This is a genomic window from Chryseobacterium cupriresistens, from assembly GCF_046614675.1.
Classification (GTDB): domain Bacteria; phylum Bacteroidota; class Bacteroidia; order Flavobacteriales; family Weeksellaceae; genus Chryseobacterium; species Chryseobacterium cupriresistens.
Genome location: NZ_JBKKJT010000013.1, coordinates 1 through 15,137, shown reverse-complemented (window position 1 = coordinate 15,137; position 15,137 = coordinate 1). Strand labels below are relative to the sequence as shown.

Below are 15,137 nucleotides of genomic sequence, written 5' to 3'. Positions count from 1 at the left end.
CTATTTCCTTTCAACGGAATACCTGATTAAGGTTTTTTTTATTGTCTCATAAGCCTCTGCTTTTGAGTCTTTTGGAGAATCTGAAGGCTCAATGATGCCATTGTAATATACCTTTACCCTTCCGGGAAAGCCTTTTGAGTTTTCAAAAGGGAACATTTCTTTAAGTCCCACAAAGGTATAAACAGCGATAGGAGAATGATGTTTTGAAGACAGTATAAATGCACCGTCCTTAAAATCATCCAGGATAATAGAAGTGTCGTCCGGCACACCGCCTTCAGGAAAAATCGCGATACTGTTGCCTTCTTCCATCTTCTCTGCACATCTTCGGTAAACATCTGCACGGCTTTTTGCACTCGCTCTGTCTACCATTACACATATCCTTTTATATATAGTTCCGAAAATAGGAATCTTAACCAGTTCTTTTTTTCCTACAAAACAGATCGGATGATCAGGAAACAGAATACATACAAGCATGATATCCATAATAGACGTATGATTGGAGATAAAGACATAAGGGATATTTTTATCTTTTTTCTGTTCCGAAAGTTTAATCAGGTCATATCTGAAACCCATTCCGTAGAACATACCGAAACACCATAGCCTGACCAGTTTATAGCCGTATTTATAATGCTTTTTATTAAAGGATAAAATGTAAACCGGGATCCCAATAATAACTGTCAGAAAAAATGCCAACAGCAACAGCCAGAATCTCCAGAGATAATTTAAAATTTTTGTCACAGCCTAACCGTTAAAAATTACTTTCTTTTTTATCGAATAATTCAGAATGGAAACCAGCAATATTGCTGCAATTTTACTGATCATTTCCGGGCTCAAGGTATAAAAAAATAAATTGATATTATCTTTAAATACGAAACTGTAAAATACCTGGAAAAAACCTAAGCTGAGTAATGTTGAAAAAAAAGATACTACCATAAAATAAGCAAATTCTTTTCTCTTCGAATGTTTTCCCCTTTCAAATACAAACCAGATGCTCAGAAAATAATTGGTAATAATCCCGCAGCTCGTGGAAAAAATGTTGCTTAAAGGATAGTGTACTCCGTAGAAATTGGTTTCCTTTACAAAGAAGTGCGGAAGATAGGTGCTGAAAATCTTAAAGCTTCCTATTTCTACAATGGCACTCAGTCCTCCTGCAATGATGAAGAACAAAACCTGTTTCTGGCGTAAGAGTATTTCTTTCATTTAATAAGTATAAAACTAAACATCTTTGTACATATCGGACAGTCTGCCGGGCTGATTTATCTCTCACAATATAAACACCTTAGAAAATTTCTTCTGTTTATAACGGTTTTGGAATCCCAGCAGTTATACCGCTTGACAATATGAATATGCAAATTTATAACTATATGTTAAACACTGAAAAAAGTTGTTAAAATATTTTTTTTAATAAAAATTATTTCTAATTTTAATATTCAGAATGATGTAATAAAGACCTGATAATAAATTCATTTTCAACTCCTTGTGTTGATGGTTTTTTCTATCTTGTAGTGCACGGTTAAGAGCATATACTCCAACTTTTTTATGACCCAATTATTAATAATATTTGTATGAAACGTCAAAACAAATACAGAAAATTCCAGCTTCAACAGAAAAATATTGAGGCTCTTGAGAAAGAAAATTCCCGCTTCAAAAGAGTGTATTCAGAGTATGAAAATATGTCAAACGAATTGTGGAATCTTGAAAACTCCACTGGCGATCCGGTGCCTGATGATTTTATCAATGCAATGGAATTACAGACTTCCTATCTTGAAGATGAAATAGAAGATTGGCTTTTACAATTCAACGAAAAAAAAACACAAATCAAACATTAATGATTTTAGACAGCTTCCAGGTTGTTTTTAAATGCTAATTGAAGATAAATTCATAATTTAGCACCCTTAAATTAAAATCTAAAATATGGTTGCTATTGTAGATAGTGGTTCTACTAAAACGGATTGGGTAATTCTTGATGACTTTAAAAAAGTTTTTCTGAAAACAGAAACCATCGGTTTCAATCCAAATTTTATCAACAGAGAACTTATCGCTCCTGAAATACAGAAAAATAGCAATCTGATATCGGTTAAAAATTCAATTACCAAAGTCTTTTTTTATGGTTCCGGATGCGGAGTGAAAAAAAACTGCGAAACCATAGAAGAAGAGCTGACAAAAGTTTTTGGAAAAGCAGAGATTATTGTGAAGGAAGATCTGATGGCTGCAGCCTATGCAGCATACAGTGGAAAACCTGCTATCGTGTGCATTCTCGGCACAGGATCTAATTCCTGTTTTTTTGACGGTGAAAATGTGAAGATAGAATTGCCTTCGCTGGGATTCCTGATCGGGGACGAAGGAAGCGGCAGTGCTATCGGAAAGCAGCTGGTACGCAGATACTTTATGAAAAAACTGCCTGCGGATCTTCATAAAGAATTTGAAGCAGATTATCAGCTTACCGTAGAAGATGCATTGAAAAATATGTATCATACTCCAAGACCCAATGCATATCTGGCGAATTTTACCAAATTTGTAATCGAAAGAAAAGATCATCCTTATTTCAAAGACATGGTTTTTGAAGAAATGAAAAGTTTCTTTGAATACCAGGTTCTTCCTTATGAGGAGGCGCATGATGCCGAGATCAATTTTATTGGCTCTATCGCTTATTATTATGAAAATATACTACGTTCTGTAGCTGCAGAACTTAATTTAAATGTGGGACATGTTGTGCAGAAACCAATTGAAAGCTTAGTAGATTACCACATTAAATATATACTTTAACAAAAAACAAAATTTTATGTCAAGTAACAACAATCGTGACGAAAAGAACTTTAGCCAGGCAGCGCTAGATTATCATAAAGCAGAACCCAAAGGAAAAATTGAAGTTATCCCATCAAAGCCACACTCTTCCCAAAGAGATTTATCATTGGCTTACTCTCCGGGAGTAGCGGTTCCTTGTATGGAAATTCATGATAAGCCGGAAACTGTATATGATTATACAGGAAAAGGAAACCTGGTAGCAGTCATTTCTAACGGTACTGCCGTACTTGGACTGGGAGATATCGGTGCTGAGGCTTCAAAACCGGTAATGGAAGGGAAAGGACTATTATTCAAGATCTTTGCAGATATCAACGTTTTTGATATTGAGATCGATGAAAAAGATCCGGATAAATTTATTGAAATTGTAAAAGGAATTGCTCCTACTTTCGGAGGAATCAATCTTGAAGATATTAAAGCTCCTGAAGCTTTTTATATAGAACAAAGACTGAAAGAGGAGTTGAATATTCCTTTGATGCACGATGACCAGCACGGAACAGCCATTATCTCAGCAGCTGCATTGATCAACTCTCTGCAGATTGCCAATAAAGATATTGATAAAGTAAAAATGGTGGTGAACGGAGCTGGTGCTGCAGCTATTGCATGTACCAAACTTTATATTTCTTTAGGACTGAAAAAAGAAAATGTCCTGATGTGTGACAGTAAAGGCGTAATCAATCATAAAAGAGAAAACCTTACTCCTGAAAAATTAGATTTCATCGCTCAGACAGATATTGAAACATTGGAAGATGCTGTAAAAGGATCTGATGTTTTTGTCGGATTGTCAAAAGGAAATGTAATGACTCCTGAGATGTTAATGAGCATGAATGAAAATCCAATTGTATTTGCTCTTGCCAATCCTGATCCGGAAATTGCTTATGACCTTGCGCTGGAAACCCGTAAAGATGTGATCATGGCAACAGGAAGAAGTGATTATCCTAACCAGGTAAACAACGTATTGGGATTCCCTTATATCTTCCGTGGAGCATTGGATGTACAGGCTACAGGAATTAATGAAGCCATGAAACTGGCTGCCGTACACGCTATTGCTGATCTTGCAAAAGAACCGGTACCGGAAGCTGTAATTTTGGCATACAATGTTCAGAACCTTCAGTTTGGAAGAGAATACTTCATTCCAAAACCATTTGATAACAGACTGATCACAAAAGTATCAAGCGCTGTGGCAAAAGCAGCTATTGAAAGTGGTGTTGCCAGAAAAACCATAACGGATTTTGATGAATATGAGCACCAGCTTTTAGACAGAATGGGCAGAGATGAAAGATTGGTAAGAATGATGCAGAGCCGTGCAAAATCCAATCCGAAAAGAATTACCCTTGGAAATGCTGAAGAATATAATGTATTGAAAGCTGCCCAGATTCTTTATGAAGAAGGAATTGCTTACCCAAGCCTTTTAGGAGATAAAAAATACATCAAGGAGCAGATGGAACGTTACGGAATTACTCTGGATGTTCCTATCATTGATCCAAGTGATGACGATCAGAAAGAAAACAGAAAAAAATACAGAGAAACCCTTTGGAAACTTCGTCAGAGAAAAGGAATGAACGAGTACAAAGCGAAAAGATACGTACGCCAGAGAGACTATTTCGGGCCTTTGATGCTGAAACATGGAGATACAGACGGACTTATCGTAGGATTCTCTAAAAACTATACTTCTGTTTTACGTCCTGTTTTAGAAGTGATCGAAAAAGATAAAGGAGTAGATAAAGTAGCGGCCATGATGATGATCTTGTCTGAAAAGAAGCCTATTTTCTTCGCAGATACTTCGATCAACCAAAACCCTACAGCAGAAGATCTTGTGAATATTGCTAAAATGGCAGAATTTACAGTAAAATCTTTTGCGATTGAACCAAGAATTGCAATGCTTGGATTTGAAAACTTTGCTGCGATTTCTGAAACTTCCAAGAAAGTAGCGAAAGCAGTAGGAATCCTTCATGAAAAATATCCGAAAATGGTTGTGGATGGTGAAATTCAGCCGGACTTTGCAATGAATGCAGACCACCTGAGCGATTATCCATTCTCAAAATTAGGAACTACACCTGCCAACACATTCATCTTCCCGAATCTGGAAAGTGCAAACCTTTCCTATAAAATCCTGAGAGGAATGAAAGTAGCCCAGGTAATCGGACCTATCCTAATGGGATTAAAACAGCCGGTACACGTGCTTCAGATGCGTTCAAGCGTTGATGAGATCGTAAACCTTGCTACCATTGCTGTTCTTGATGCTCAAAGAAGAGAGAAGAAATAATACAGACAGATGGCATCACTGGAAAGCAATAATCCTTCTTTCTTATTTCAAAATTGACACTTTAAACCGTGTACAGATAGTAAAAAGACTCCATATTTTGGAGTCTTTTGTTTTTCTGTTAATTCCTTGAATTCTTATTTAAAATTTAAGTTAAAAATCATTCGTACATCAAATGAAAACATTAATTAGTTTAAATTGCTATATTTGGGAGTTTTAAAAATTAATAATGATATTTTCTTTACAAGGCACTGTTCAAGAACTTACGCCTACTTACGCTGTCATCAATGTTCAAGGAGTTGGTTACTACGTGGGAATCAGTCTGATGACCTCACAGACGCTGGTTTTGAATCAGCAGACCTTTTTATTTATTCAGCAGATCATTCGTGAAGATGCCCATCTTCTCTTTGGATTTAACACACGTTCAGAAAAAGAAATGTTCAATCTGTTAATAAGCGTTAATGGAGTAGGAGCTGTTTCAGCATTGATTCTGTTGTCAACATTGAGCCTTGATGAGATTGCTTCGGCGATACTTTCCGGAAACAGTGCATTAATCCAAAAAGCAAAAGGAATTGGTGCAAAAACTGCTGAAAGGATTATCGTGGATCTTAAAGATAAAGTACAGAAATACAGCGATCCAAACGCGAACATTTCTGTGATGGTGGATAATAAAATTAAGGAAGAATCGTTATCTGCATTAGAAGTTTTAGGAATTCCTAAACGAACAAGCGAGAAGATTGCGGATAAAATTATCAAACAAAATCCAAACATCTCGGTAGAAGAATTGGTTAAACAAATCTTAAAAAACATTTAACATTTGGTGGCGAATATTAAGCATCTTAACATATTTTTGTTCCTGTCGTTCCTGTGTATGTCTGTAAGTGCTTTTGGGCAGGCACAGAAAGATACAGCGATCATAAGAAAACAATATGAAGTGGCCGACCCTACGAGGTATGAAGCCTATTACGATATAAAAACCGGGATGTACTATGTATATCCAAAAATCGGAAATACCATTACAGGTCCTCCTACAGCCATGTCTCCGGAAGAGTATAAAGAATATATGCTTGCCAGCCAGACAAAAGCCTATTACAAGGAGAAATCCGATAAATATAATCTTCTCTTCAGAAGAGACAGATCTGATGCCAGAAAGAAAGGGCTTATTCCTTCATTACAGATCAACAACAAGCTTTTTGAAACCATTTTCGGTGGTAATAAAATTGAAATCATCCCTTCAGGATACGCATCCCTGGACTTTGCAGGACTTTACCAGAAAATAGATAACCCAATGATCCTGCCTCAGAACAGGACCAGTTTTACCTTTGATATCGATCAGAGAATTCAGTTGGGATTATTGGGAAAAGTAGGGGAAAACTTACAGTTAAAGGCCAATTATGATACCCAGAGTGGTTTTGCTTTTGAAAACAGGATGAATCTTGTATGGCAGGCAAAAGGAAGCTGGAAAGATCTTCAGAGTAAAGGTCTTGGGAATGTAGATAAACCGAATGAAGGAGGAGAAGATAAAATCATCAAAAGAGTTGAATTTGGTAACGTAAACATGCCGCTTTCAACCAGTCTTATCCGAGGTTCCCAATCACTGTTCGGGGTGAAAACAGAATTCCAGTTAGGAAAAACATTTGGAACCGTAGTTCTTTCCCAGCAACAGGGAGAGGCTCGTAATATTGTAGTACAGGGAGGTGGTGTGATGAACAATTTTAAAGTCAATGCCATTGACTATGAAGAAAACCAGCACTTCTTTATAGGACATTATTTCCTGAACAAATATGATGATGCCTTACTTAATTATCCGCAGATCAACTCAACCATCAACATTACCAGAATGGAAGTCTGGGTATTGGATCAGGGGAACAGTAATCTGGCATATCAGAAAAGTATTATCGGGATCAGAGACCTGGGAGAAGGTCCTGGAGGAGTTACGCTGCCGGATAACTCGCTGAACGGATTGTATGATGAAGTATCACAAGTAGCTGGAACAAGAGAAGCTGGGAAAAATTACAATGCTCTTTTTCAGGGGCATGTCTTCCCGGGAACACCTACTCCCTACAATAACGGAGAAGAATTTGTTCTTGCTACAAAAGCGAGAAAGCTGAATGCTAACGAATTTATCTATCAGCCACAGCTGGGATATATTTCATTAAACCAAAAATTGAATGACCAGCAGCTTTTAGCCGTTTCGTACTCTTATACTGTTAATGGAAGTAATAAAGTATACAAAGTAGGGGAATTTTCTGAAGAAAGCCCTGTGCTGATCACCAAGGTATTGAGAGTAAATAACAAGGTGAACACTCAATCTCCGATGTGGGATCTGATGATGAAGAATATCTATTCTATTGATGCGGGACAGGTATCTCCGGATGGCTTTATCCTTAACGTATATTACAGAGATCCAAAAACAGGAGGTAAAGTAAACTATCTTCCAGATACTCCTGTAAAAGATCAGAATTTACTGAAGTTATTTAACTGGGACCGTCTTAATATGAATGGAGATATCCAGAACAATAAAGATGGAAGTAAAGGAGACGGTATTTTCGACTTTGTGAATGGGATTACCATCAGACCGGAAACAGGAAGAGTCATCTTTACCAAAGTACAGCCTTTCGGTAAATTTCTGGAAGCAAAATTAGGAACAAGTGATCCTCAATATATATTTAAGGATCTTTATACCAAACAAAAACAAGAAGCTTCCCAGAGTAACCTTACACAAAGGTATACCATGGAAGGGCGTTACAAAGGTGTTCAGGGACAAGGTATTTCTTTAGGAGCTGTAAACGTTCCTCAGGGATCAGTAAAAGTGGCAGCAAACGGAGTACAGCTTACGGAAGGCGTAGACTATACAGTAGATTATATGCTGGGTACGGTTACGATCATCAATGAAAATGTAAAACAGTCCGGACAGGCCATCAATATTTCACTGGAAAATCAGTTGACATTTAATACCCAAAGGAAAAGATTCTTAGGATTAAACTTAGAAAGAAGATTCAGTGAAAACTTTATCTTGGGAGGAACAGTAATCAATTACTCAGAATCTCCATTGACTCAGAAAGTAAACTTCGGGCAGGAAGCGGTAAACAATACCATGGCAGGGATCAACCTGATGTACAACAATCAGGCCCCTTATCTTACAAGATTTGCCAATAAACTTCCGATGGTAAAAACTGAAGCTCCATCCAACTTAAACTTTAAGATGGAAGCAGCTTACTTATTACCTGGATTGAATAAAGGAACAAATAATCAATCTTATATTGACGATTTTGAACAAACAACCTCTAAAATATCATTAAAAGAGCCGGCAGCATGGAGTTTAGCTTCAAAACCGGAAAAAAATAAATTACCGCCATTTAACACAGTGCCTGGCAATGATGATCTAACAAGCGGATATGGAAGAGGATTATTAACATGGTATAACATCGACCCTAGATTCTGGGGAGTTGGAGGGAAAGCACCTGCAGGAATTACACCGCAGTCTGTATCTAATCACGCTTCCAGAAGAGTACAATATTCGGAGATTTATAATAACAGAGATTTCGTAGCAGGAGAACAAACCTTTACGAATACTTTTGATATCTCTTATTTTCCGAAAGAAAAAGGACCGTATAACGTAAATCCAGTAACAGAACAGGCACAGAGCAGATGGGCAGGGATTATGAGATCAATCAGTGTTCCGAACTTTATTACTTCAAACATTGAGTATGTTGAATTCTGGATGATGGATCCTTACGCAGATGGTAAAACGCTGGGTACTGATCCAAAACTTTTACTTCACTTAGGAAACGTTTCAGAAGATGTATTGAAAGATGGAAAAATGCAGTATGAAAACGGACTGCCAACGCCAGGTACACCATCTTCTACAACGAATTCAAATTGGGGAGTACAGCCAAAACAGCCGCCAATCTTATATGCATTCTCTACAGAAGGAGAGGATAGGAAAGTACAGGATGCCGGATATGATGGTCTTACCTCGGACCAGGAAGCCATGAGATTCGGAAATACGTTTGTAAATCCGGTAACCAATATTGCAGACCCTGCAGTAGATGACTTCGTATTCTATCTTTCGGATAAATTTACAGGAAGTCAGGCAGCTTCAGTAGTGGAACGATACAAATATTTCAGAAACCCTGAAGGAAACTCAGAAGCAAACTCTCTTAACGTAGCTTCACAAACTCCGGATGTTGAAGATATCAATAAAGATTACAACCTGGATCAGACTGAAAACTATAACCAATATGTTATAAAGCTTGATCAGCCAAGTTTGTCACTTGGAACGAATAATATTGTAGATGTAAAAACAGTAAAAGCAACATTCCAGAACGGACAGAGTTCAGATGTTAAATGGTACCTGTTCAGAATTCCTGTAGCGAATTATGATCCAGCTGAAGGGACAGCAGAGCCATCTGTATTGAATAATGTAAGGTTTGCAAGATTGATGCTGGCAGGATTTGATCAGACCTCTACGCTTAGATTCGGAACAATGGATCTTGTAAGATCAGACTGGAGAAAATATACCAGTAAAATTGCCAGTGTAAATGTTCCAAATTCCGACGAAGGAACCGGAACTGTGACAGATCCAAACTTTGAAATAGGAAGTGTAAATATTGAAGAAAATGCATTGAACCAACCTCCATATGTATTGCCTCCGGGAATTGACAGACAGGTATTGAGTGGAAATGCAGGAGCGCAGAGACAGAATGAAGCTTCACTTTACATGAAAGTGAAAGACCTTAAAACTGAGGCAAGAGGAGTATTCAAAAATACAACATTGGATATGAGAAGATACAAAAAGCTGAAGCTGTTTGTACATGCTCACGATCCATTGAACAGAGTGATTGGATTGGATGAGAATACCAAATTCTTTATCCGTTTCGGAAGCGATGCTACTGATAACTATTACGAGTATGAATCATCTTTAAGAATGACTCCTACAACAGCAACAGCTCCTATGGAGATCTGGCCAATGGAAAATGAAGTTGATTTTGATGTTCAGAACTTTGTAGATGCAAAGATCAGAAGAGATAAATCAGGTGTTGCTATTACAAATAGAACCGTTGACACAGGATATCAGGAACCTTATAAAAATATTTATATCAAAGGTAGACCAAGTTTAGGAAATATTACCACCATTATGATTGGGGTAAGAAATGCAGATCCAAGAACAAACTCTACCATAACAAGAGTTCTTTGGGTTAACGAAATCCGTCTTTCTGAAATTGAGAATGATGGTGGATATGCAGGAAATGCAAGCTTAAACTTCAATATGGGAGACCTGGCAACAGTGAATGCCAATGCCTCTTATACCTCAGTTGGTTTCGGAAATATCGATTCAAAACCTGCAGAAAGAACACAGTCTACTCAATCCGCATTCAGCATCAATACGGCGATCAATGTAGATAAATTCCTTCCGGAAAAAACTGGGGTGAAAATTCCTTTAAACTATTCTTACTCGCAGACTATTGAAGATCCAAAGTACAATCCTCTGGATACCGATGTAGAATTTAATAAGGCACCAAATAAAGATCAGTTGAAAAAAGTAGCGAGAACCTATACTCAACAGAGAAGTATAGGAGTTGTTAACATGCATAAAGAAAGAGTAAATCCAAATAAAAAGCCTAAGTTTTATGATATTGAAAACGTATCAGTAACTGCTGTTTATAACGATGACTATTTCAGAGATGTCTATACCAAGAGAAATTACAGACAGTATCTGAGAGGGTATATTGATTATAACTACACTTTTAAACCGTGGGTACTTAAGCCTTTCAACAAAATGATCAGTGATACGGCGAAATCGACAAAGTATCTGAGATGGGTAAAAGAATTCAATATTAATCCAATTCCTACAAGAATCTCTTTCAGAACTGAAATCGACAGAAACTACAACGAGCTTGAGTTCAGAAATGTGGAAGCAATCCTTAATGGTGATATGAACAGTAATTTCGATGCCATCAGAAACAGAAACTTCTTCTTTGGATGGCAGTATGGATTAGGATTCAACTTTACAAAATCATTAAAACTGGAAATCAATTCCGCAACCAGAACATTAAATGACAATCTGGATGTAAATTCGATGGACAGCAAATCGATTTTCGGAAATATATTCAGAGCAGGAAGGCCGGTATTGTATAATCACAGAGCACAGTTAAACTATAAGCTACCATTCCAATATTTGCCTTATCTGGATTTCATTGATGCAGAAGTAGGATACGGATTTACCTATAACTGGGCGGCGAGGTCTACGTCATTGCTTGGATTTACTGATCCTAATACAAATCAGACCGCAAGTTTAGGATCCGTTGGACAAAATACCAATGTGATTCAGGCAACAGCTTCTGCGGATCTTCCGAAGTTCTTTGGACAGTTTAACTATTTCAAAAATATTAATGCCAAACTTCAAAAACGCAGACAGGAGATGGACTCTCTGAATAATGTGTATGCGAAACAATGGGAGAAAAACAGATACCGATATAAAAAATATAAATTTAAGAATAAGCTTACTCCACTTCAAAGTGCTGCATTCTTCTTAACTTCCTTTAAACAGTTAAACGTAAGTTACAACGAAACGAATGGAACAGTACTTCCGGGATTAATATCAGCACCAAACTGGTATGGATACGGACAGACATTGGGAGGTCCGACACTGGGATTCCTTTTAGGTTCACAGGCAGATATCAGAAGAACAGTAATGGAAAACGGATGGGTGAGTAATTCAAATTATATGACAGATCCGTATGTAAGAATGTCGACCAAAGAATTGAGAGCAGACTTACAGGTGATGCCTATGAATGACCTGAGAGTCGATCTTAATGTGTTGCATACCTTCAACAGCAACTTCTCGCATACAGGATTTAACTATACCAATGGTGGGGTTCCTGATACGGATTTTACATTTGCCAGCGAAATGATAACGTATTCCAATACTACGTCGCTTCTCAGCACGTCATTTAAAGATGGGCAGGCAGTTTACCAGGCGATCAGAGAAAATGCAAGAGCGCTTTCTCAACAATTGGGAGGTCCCGGGGCAGTATTGGATAATAACGGATTTGCAAAGCATTACAGCATTGGAAATGCCTATGTATTAATCCCAGCCTTTAGAGCAGCGATGGAAGGAAAATCTGTGTCACCTATGGGTAACCCTAAAAAAGCAGGATTCCCATTGCCAAACTGGAGAATTACCTATTCTGGATTAAAAAATATCCCTATCATCAGCGGGCAGTTCACAAAGTTCGATATCTTACATGCCTATACTGCTACGTATACAGCAACAGGTATTCAAAGCAATGTAGACTATCACGGTAACCCGAACGGATATTATCAGACAGTGGATGATGCCGGTAATGTGAAAAAAAATGATGGAGATAAGATTAACCCATATACATTCGCACAGGTGGGATATGTAGAATCTTTCTCACCGCTTATCGGAGTAGATGTTACTATGAGAAACAATATGCAGTTTGGAATACAGTATAACAGAACCAGAATGATGGTACTGGGATTAGTCAACCAGACACTTACCGAAGATGCGAATACAGAATATGTAGTAAGACTTGGTTATATTGTCAGAAACTTCAGACTAGGAACAGCCAACATCAGAGGAAGAGGAACAAGAGGAAAAGGAAGTGATCTTAACATCAGAGGAGACATTTCATTAAGAGACAGTAAAACATCTATTATGAATATTCTGTTAAATGATGCCCAGGTTACAGGAGGACAGAGACTCATGAACATTAAACTTTCCGCAGATTACAATGTTTCCGAGAATCTGAATCTGAGAGTGTTCTACGAACAGATGACCTCAAAATATAAGATCTCCACAGCATTCCCGCTGTCTACGGTCAGAGCAGGTATCTCAGCCACATTTACATTCGGAGATTCCGGAGGTGGATTCTAAAAATAATACAAACGTAAAAGTCCTTCAGTTTTGAAGGACTTTTTTTATATCCAATATTTGAAGCTACTATATTTTTGAATACATTTGTACAAAATAAAAATTTAAAAATGAACACACCATCAGAATTAAAGTACACGAAAGATCACGAATGGATCAAGATCGAAGGTAACGTTGCTACAATCGGTATTACAGACTTCGCACAGGGAGAACTTGGAGATATCGTTTACGTTGATGTAGATACTGTAGATGATGATCTTAATGGAGGAGACGTTTTCGGAAGTGTAGAAGCAGTAAAAACTGTTTCAGACCTGTTCTTACCTATTTCAGGAAAAGTTATCGAGTTTAATTCAGAATTAGAAGATCAGCCTGAACTGTTAAATACAGATCCTTATGGAGACGGATGGATCATCAAATTGGAAATTGCTGATGGAGCAGATCAGTCAGAGTTACTTTCTGCAGATGATTACAAAGCGATCATTGGATAAGATTTCAAAAATATTTAGTAAGATACTGCCCATTTATTGGGCATTTCTTACTTATATGCTTCTCAAGCCGGGAGAAGAAAACCATGAATATTGGTTCATGTTCAGCGGTATCGACAAGGTTTTGCATGTAAGCATATTCGCAGCACTGGGTTTCTCTTTCATTGCTGCTTTTCCCAAAATAAAATTCTCATACTTTGTCCAGATCATCCTTATTTATGCTTTCCTTACAGAAATCCTGCAGGAAGAAATGGGACTGGGAAGATCGATGGAAACTTTAGATATCGTAGCAGATACCATTGGATGCTTATTAGGATATTATACCTATAAGTTATTAATCAAGCGTTTCTTTTAACACGCCTTTCAAATCATCACGATTTTATATCCATTTTTTATTCTCTCTTCACCAGTACATTTAAGCTTTTTCATCCTCCAACCCTCCAACTTTCCAACTCTCGAACTTTTTTCAGGAGCTATTTCCTGCTATCCATTCATACTCCTCGCGCCCACGCACTCCAACGCTGTCACCCTGAGCGAAGCCGAAGGGTCCCCCCACCAAAAAACCACCCACCCTCCGAAGCAAGCTGCGGTGTAACCATTACTATCAGGGCTAGGGTAGGAGTCGTTAATGATAAGTGGTGAATGATGAATGATGAGGTTCGGGTTATTGTGTTGCGAGTTTCGGGTTTCCAGATAGAAAAGGAACATTGGTATTGAATTTTCATATTGTAGATTTCTATGGAAACATATTATTGAGTATCAATCTCTATTCCTATTGTGTCATTCCGCAGGAATCCAAACTTCTTTACGAGAGTCTTAAAAGAAGCAAAATGCCAATATAATGTCTAAGGCCTTTTAGCCGTTAGTATTAGCCATGTCATACTGAGCTGAACCGAAGCATTGTAATTAATTACGGGTGTAGGAGCTAAACCTTATTACTCTATATAATATATAAATATACTCTTTAGCATTTCCATCCTTCCCATTCTATTATAATATAAATGTATACAATAAAGCAGGCCCCTCTTATCTGTGTAAATCTGCGAGATCTGTGGGCAATGATCATCCCCATACATAAAAAACAACAATCTCCCTTCATTATATAATATATACCCTATTTAATCCTTCCACACCTCAAACCCTCGCATCCCGCACCCCGAATCATACCTCTCTCCCCCTCAAACACTCAAACACTCCCACGCTCCCACGCTCCCACACTCTCACCCCGATTCTCCAAACAAATGTTTAAAATTTTTCTCCCTGCCTTCCAGTTCTTTAGGAATAAATATCACTGTAATGTAAAATTTATGTTAAATAAACTTGTTTTGCGTTGTAGGAAGTTACTATCTTTGCCCCACTGAAAACGAGAGTAGAACAGTAGCGCAGAAGAGCCTTTAGATAGGCAGAGACAATATTACTTCAAAAAAGAGACGGACGAAAAAAACTTTAAAACTTTTTGCAAAAAAAGTTGTCAGTTTAAAAAGAGTTTGTATCTTTGCAGTCCCAATTAGAGGGAGAGCAGGAGTATAGAGATTGAGGTTTTGAGAAGAATTAAGGTTGCTTAAAAAACTTTAAAATTTTCTTCAAAAACATTTGGTCATTAAAAAATAAAGTTTTACTTTTGCACTCGCAAATACGGAGCGACACTGACAGAGAGATTGCTTCGTTGAAAAGCGGAAGATATAAA

Annotated in this window: 9 protein-coding genes; 7 read left to right on the top strand and 2 right to left on the bottom strand. The window is 37.6% G+C overall.

The features are described from left to right. Complete coding sequence (locus tag ACLI50_RS21715; protein ID WP_202840542.1) at positions 1–738, bottom strand: lysophospholipid acyltransferase family protein; 738 nt, start codon at positions 736–738, stop codon at positions 1–3. 3 nt (positions 739–741) lie between these two features. Beyond that, a complete protein-coding gene (locus ACLI50_RS21710; protein WP_110010710.1) occupies positions 742–1,200 on the bottom strand; it encodes a GtrA family protein in 459 nt (152 codons plus the stop codon). 365 nt (positions 1,201–1,565) lie between these two features. On the opposite strand from ACLI50_RS21710, the gene ACLI50_RS21705 reads away from it, so the two are divergent. The 7 genes from ACLI50_RS21705 to ACLI50_RS21675 all read left to right on the top strand — a co-directional run bounded on the left by ACLI50_RS21705 (position 1,566) and on the right by ACLI50_RS21675 (position 13,805). Then, a complete protein-coding gene (locus ACLI50_RS21705) occupies positions 1,566–1,829 on the top strand; it encodes a hypothetical protein (RefSeq protein WP_110010711.1) in 264 nt (87 codons plus the stop codon). A gap of 85 nt (positions 1,830–1,914) precedes the next feature. Next, entirely contained in the window at positions 1,915–2,766 is an 852-nt protein-coding gene (locus tag ACLI50_RS21700) for a BadF/BadG/BcrA/BcrD ATPase family protein (RefSeq protein WP_110010712.1), read from the top strand. A 16-nt stretch (positions 2,767–2,782) separates the two neighbouring features. Next, complete coding sequence (locus ACLI50_RS21695; protein ID WP_411414628.1) at positions 2,783–5,068, top strand: NADP-dependent malic enzyme; 2,286 nt, start codon at positions 2,783–2,785, stop codon at positions 5,066–5,068. 226 nt (positions 5,069–5,294) lie between these two features. Further along, a complete protein-coding gene (gene ruvA, locus ACLI50_RS21690) occupies positions 5,295–5,879 on the top strand; it encodes a Holliday junction branch migration protein RuvA (protein WP_110010714.1) in 585 nt (194 codons plus the stop codon). Between the two features lie 57 nt (positions 5,880–5,936). Further along, a complete protein-coding gene (gene sov, locus ACLI50_RS21685) occupies positions 5,937–12,968 on the top strand; it encodes a T9SS outer membrane translocon Sov/SprA (protein WP_411414649.1) in 7,032 nt (2,343 codons plus the stop codon). 107 nt (positions 12,969–13,075) lie between these two features. After that, the gene (gene gcvH / locus ACLI50_RS21680; RefSeq protein WP_047098621.1) at positions 13,076–13,453 is read left to right on the top strand and encodes a glycine cleavage system protein GcvH; all 378 of its coding nucleotides are present in this window, start codon (positions 13,076–13,078) and stop codon (positions 13,451–13,453) included. A 25-nt stretch (positions 13,454–13,478) separates the two neighbouring features. Beyond that, entirely contained in the window at positions 13,479–13,805 is a 327-nt protein-coding gene (locus ACLI50_RS21675) for a VanZ family protein (RefSeq protein ID WP_317193513.1), read from the top strand. Positions 13,806–15,137: the final 1,332 nt, after the last annotated feature.

Bases quoted from the DNA above. Each gene is read 5' to 3' on its own strand.
- ACLI50_RS21710 (WP_110010710.1), bottom strand. From the start codon at position 1,200: ATGAAAGAAATACTCTTACGCCAGAAACAGGTTTTGTTCTTCATCATT.
- ACLI50_RS21705 (WP_110010711.1), top strand. From the start codon at position 1,566: ATGAAACGTCAAAACAAATACAGAAAATTCCAGCTTCAACAGAAAAAT.
- ACLI50_RS21700 (WP_110010712.1), top strand. From the start codon at position 1,915: ATGGTTGCTATTGTAGATAGTGGTTCTACTAAAACGGATTGGGTAATT.
- ACLI50_RS21695 (WP_411414628.1), top strand. From the start codon at position 2,783: ATGTCAAGTAACAACAATCGTGACGAAAAGAACTTTAGCCAGGCAGCG.
- ruvA (WP_110010714.1), top strand. From the start codon at position 5,295: ATGATATTTTCTTTACAAGGCACTGTTCAAGAACTTACGCCTACTTAC.
- sov (WP_411414649.1), top strand. From the start codon at position 5,937: ATGTCTGTAAGTGCTTTTGGGCAGGCACAGAAAGATACAGCGATCATA.
- gcvH (WP_047098621.1), top strand. From the start codon at position 13,076: ATGAACACACCATCAGAATTAAAGTACACGAAAGATCACGAATGGATC.